The sequence below is a fragment of the Promineifilum sp. (SeqCode) genome (assembly GCF_041918635.1).
Lineage (GTDB): Bacteria > Chloroflexota > Anaerolineae > Promineifilales > Promineifilaceae > Promineifilum.
Map to the genome: position 1 here is coordinate 1 of NZ_JAYRVJ010000385.1, position 3,171 is coordinate 3,171.

4 protein-coding genes are annotated in these 3,171 nt (G+C 67.7%); 1 reads left to right on the plus strand and 3 read right to left on the minus strand.

All coding sequences use genetic code 11. The features are described from left to right. The 3 genes from ACE3UY_RS12090 to pgeF form a co-directional block, all read right to left on the minus strand. A partial coding sequence (locus tag ACE3UY_RS12090; RefSeq protein WP_374687771.1) for a CoA pyrophosphatase occupies nt 1-594 on the minus strand: 594 nt, incomplete at its 3' end. Nucleotides 595-646: 52 nt separating this feature from the next. Continuing rightward, nucleotides 647-1,405: a response regulator transcription factor gene (locus tag ACE3UY_RS12095; RefSeq protein WP_374687772.1), complete on the minus strand. Its 759-nt coding sequence runs from the start codon at nt 1,403-1,405 to the stop codon at nt 647-649. 71 nt (nt 1,406-1,476) lie between these two features. Further along, on the minus strand, nt 1,477-2,259 hold the full coding sequence (pgeF, locus tag ACE3UY_RS12100; RefSeq protein ID WP_374687773.1) for a peptidoglycan editing factor PgeF: 783 nt from the start codon (nt 2,257-2,259) through the stop codon (nt 1,477-1,479). A gap of 175 nt (nt 2,260-2,434) precedes the next feature. Here pgeF and ACE3UY_RS12105 point away from each other — a divergent pair. Continuing rightward, the coding region (locus ACE3UY_RS12105) for an iron-containing alcohol dehydrogenase (RefSeq protein ID WP_374687774.1) at nt 2,435-3,171 on the plus strand (737 nt) is incomplete at its 3' end.

The window sequence follows — 3,171 nt, forward strand, 5'->3', positions numbered from 1 at the left end:
CATCATCGCCGTCGCCCCCCACACCTGGTGGCCGCCGACGAGGAAGAAGGGCACGCGCATTCGCAGGCCGTGCAGCTCCCATTCCTCTTCCACCCGCGTGGCCGGGTCGAGCAGCAGGTCGAGTGGAACCTCGACGATGGCCGCCACCTCGCGCGCGTCGGGCACGAACGCTGGCCGGCCGCCCCGGTAGTGGCCGACGAACGGGTGCACCTCGAAGTCGGAGGGCAGGATGTAGAGTGGGGTCAATTCGCCCAGGATCTCCACGTCCTCCGGGCGGACGCCGATCTCCTCATAGGTCTCGCGCAGGGCGGTGTCGCGCAGCGTCTCCGGCGGCTCGTGCCGGCCGCCAGGGCAGGACACCTGGCCGGCGTGGACACCACCGTAATCGGGCCGGGCGGTCAGCACCAGCGTCGGCCGGTCGTCGGCGCAGTAGAGCAGGATGAGCACGCCGCCCAGCCGCGGCCCCTCCGGCCGGTCGCCGGGCCGGGCGATGGGCCGGGCCGAGGGGGCCATGCGCCGTTGCGCGGCAAACCCGTCGAAGTCCGGCAGCGCCAGCGCCGCGCGAACGTCATCCAGCGTGCAGGGGGTAGACATTGTGCAGGCGATTAAACACGGATGGGACGGATTTAACGGATTGAACCCTGTTTCAATCCGTTAAATCCGTCTTATCCGTCTCCATCCGTGTTGAATTCTTCAAGTCACGGAAGCTGTAGCCCGCGCCGCGCTCGGAGACGATGTAGCGCGGCCGGCTCTTGTCCTTCGTATCCTCGATCTTGCGCCGCAGCCGGTGCAGATGGACGTGCAGCCGATCCTCGAACACCGGCTCCATCGGCCACAGACGGCGCAGGATGTAGTCGGTCGGCACGGTGCGGCCCGCCCTGCGCATGAGGATGTAGAGCAGCTTCGTCTCCGTCGGCGTCAGCGCCTCCTCCTTGCCATCCACAATGGCGAGCCGGTTGGGGAAGTCAATCACCAGCCGGTCATCGACGCGCGTCTGCGGCTCCAGGTCATAGGCGAACTCGCCGATGCGGCGCAGGACGCGCCGCGTGCGGGCCACCAGCTCGCCGGCGCTGAACGGCTTGACGATGTAATCCTCGGCATGCTCCTCCAGCCCCTCGACGACGGTCGCCTCCTGGTTGACGGCCGTCAGCATGATGAGCGGCAAGTCGCTGTACTGGTGGACGGTGCGGGCAAACTCGAAGCCGCTGATGCCGGGCATGTGCAGGTCAACGATGGCCAGGTCGGGCAGGCCGGCCGACTCGATGTGGGCCATCGCCTCCTCGCCGGTGATGGCCGTCGTCACACGAAAGCCGGCCTCGCGCAGGGCGAACTCCACCAGGCGCAGGTGGTAGGTATTGTCGTCAATAGCCAGGATGCGGGGTTGGCGTGTCGGTTGTTCGGTCATATCTTTCTTCGTTGTAACGCGGGTTGGCAACCCGCCTCTTGGGCCTCGCAGAGGCGGGATATCATCCCGCGTTACAGTAGCGCAAACACCGTCCCAAACCGCCCCGTCCGCCCCTTCTCCGCGCGGTGGGAGAAGAACAGGTCGGTGCGGCAGGCGGTGCAAAACTCCGAGTGTTCAATGTGCACAACGCCGGCGTTGTACAGGTTGCGGCGGTTGGCCTCCGGCAGGTCGAAGTGGGGCCGCGGCCTGCCGTTCTGGCGCAACAGTTCGTCCGGCGCGGCGAAGGCGGCGCGAACGCCGTCAATGACCGCCTCGCCCACCTCGTAGCAGCACGGGCCGATGCACGGCCCGATGGCGGCCACCAGGTCGGCCGGGCGGCTGCCGAACTGCGCGGCCATGGCCCGCACCATCGCCCCGGGCAGGTCGACCACCGTCCCTTTCCAGCCGGCATGGCCCAGGCCGATGGCGTGGCGGACGGGGTCGTAGAGGAAGATGGGCGCGCAGTCGGCGAAGTTCATGCTCAGGACGCAGCCGGGCTGGTCGGTGATGAGGCCGTCCACGTGCTCCACCCACGCGCCGTTGTCGGCCTGTGTCACGCGGGCCACGTCCGCGCCGTGCACCAGGTGGGCGTGGACGACGCTGTTGGTGTCGCGGCCGTAGAGGCCGTAGACCCGCCGCCGGTTGGCATACACCCGGTCGCGCTCGTCGGGCACGGACAGGCTCATGTTGAGCGAGTCGAACGGCGCGCGGCTGACCCCGCCCCGCCGCGAGAAGACCGCGTGGCCGACCCCGCCGTTATCCGGCAGCGCCTCAAACCGAAAGAAGAGCAAATCGTCGCGCTCAAACGTCTTCATAGAAACCCAGCCTCTAAGAATAGCACGCTGATGACGCAGATGGCACTGATTATCGCGGATAAGAACGGGAATTCTTAATCAGCGTCAATCAGCGTCTTCCATCCGCGTTCATCAGCGTCCCATTTCTGCTACAATCCCCCGCAAACCAACCTTTCACGTTCAAAGGACTCCACCCATGACCCAAGTGCGCACCTTCGAAGTTCCGACCGTCATGAAGCATGGCCTGGGGGCCATCAACACCCTGGCCGACGAAGTCAAATCGCTGGGGATTAAGCGCCCGCTGCTCGTCACCGACCCCGGCTGCGTCCGCGCCGGGCTGCTGGAACAGGCCGCCGCCCCGCTGAAGGCGGCCCACGTGGACTACGTCGTCTTCGACCGTGTCGCGCCCAACCCGGGCATCGCCCTGGTAGACGACGGTGCGGCGGTCTACGCCGGCGAGGGGTGCGACGGGCTGGTCGGCCTGGGCGGCGGCAGCGCCATGGACACGGCCAAGGCCATCGGCGTCGTGGCGACCAACGGCGGCTCCATCCTCGACTACGAGTGGGCCGACCCGCAGCCCATCCAGCGGCGCATCCCCCCCACCATCTGCGTGCCCACCACGGCCGGCACGGGCAGCGAGGTCACCCTGTGGTCGGTCATCACCGACCCGGCGCGGCAAATCAAGTTCAACGTCGGCGGCGCGGCCGAGATCGGCGCGTGGGTGGCGCTGATCGACCCGCTGCTGACCGTCGGCCTGCCCGCGCCCGTGACGGCGGCGACAGGCATGGACGCGCTGGCCCACGCCATCGAGTGCTACACCTGTGCCTACGCCCAGCCCTTCGCCGACGCTGTGGCCCTGCTGGCGATGGAGTACGTCGGCCACTACCTGCGTGTGGCCTACGCTCAGGGGGGCAACGTCGAGGCGCGCTACAA